The 1,210-nt window shown below is 35.7% G+C and carries 1 protein-coding gene; it reads right to left on the reverse strand.

The features are described 5' to 3' along the window. A partial coding sequence (locus CO726_RS30950; protein ID WP_099686826.1) for a hypothetical protein occupies positions 1–1,210 on the reverse strand: 1,210 nt, incomplete at both ends.

The raw sequence follows: 1,210 nt of genomic DNA on the forward strand, positions 1-1,210 counted from the left end.
TCTAACTCTAGTTGTTTTTGCAGCGGTTTATTTCCCTCTTTTATTGCTTGCACTAATTTATTTTCATATTTGGTCCAATCTTTAAAGCTTGCATATTTCGTTTTTACTTTTGGACTCCAAATATTTGAATTACAATCAGCACATACACTGTTTTTATTTGTTTTCGAATCTAAGTCACTTCCTGTAAAGTCTTTATACTGGCAGACTTCTTTCTGTTCACCATTAGCTTGTTGAACCATAATAGAAGACGTTTTTTTACGTAACTTAGCACCACAATCTGGACAATAGTATCCATTCTTATAATATCTTTGCACCTCTTCCTCTGATTTCTTGGAAAGTGCAATTTGCTTATAAGGTAATGGCATCTGTTTAATGGCATCCCCTCGCATTGTAGTAAAACTTATGACAAAGAAGGTTGGTTTTTCTGGTTTTGGTCTTCCAGCCTGGATCCAAGATTGATGAATGCGAATCAAATCCTCTGTACGTTTAATCAGATGTACTTCTGCGTCTGGTATTAAGTGTCGTATTTCTTCTTTTGCCCACTTCTCAGTTAGAGTCGGTGGAACAAATACGCAAGTACGATATCCCTTTTGTCCTGTTAAATGGAAATATCCATCTACTGTCGCTGTCATGATTGCGCTTTTTCCGCACGACATTTCCCCTTGTATAATGATTCCTTTTTGTACTTGTAATGCTTTTGCTGCACCTGTTGCTACATGTGCCTGTACAGGGAATAATGGTCTTTGGTATGTATCAAAATGAGATAATGCCTGTTCTTTCATCGGTTGATGTAAAGGCTCATCTAATTTTGTTACCTTATCAAGCATGACAGGCGAATATTCCAATAGGTATTCATTTAAATCATTCATTTCATTGATTTTTTCACCTGTACCTTCTTGCGGGAACTGACATTTTCCAGTACGTATCATTTCTGATAAAAACTCTTTACAATCCTCTTCTTTTAGCACTACCTGCGCAATAGATAGAGAAGTAAATTCATTCCTATCAAAATACACATTTAATGGTTGTAACAAGTTTCTTGTTAACATCTCTTCATAAATTGGCTTCGCCCATTCTTCTAAGATTGGGAGACCATACGGAGGAGCCATTAAGAAATCTCTTACTTGCATTTCTGGTGCTTCATCAATTGCAACAATATACTTTTCTTCTAATTCTTTAGAAAACGCAATAATTGCCTTCTTCTTATTTA

The organism is Bacillus fungorum, from assembly GCF_002746455.1.
In the GTDB taxonomy this organism is placed as follows: domain Bacteria; phylum Bacillota; class Bacilli; order Bacillales; family Bacillaceae_G; genus Bacillus_A; species Bacillus_A fungorum.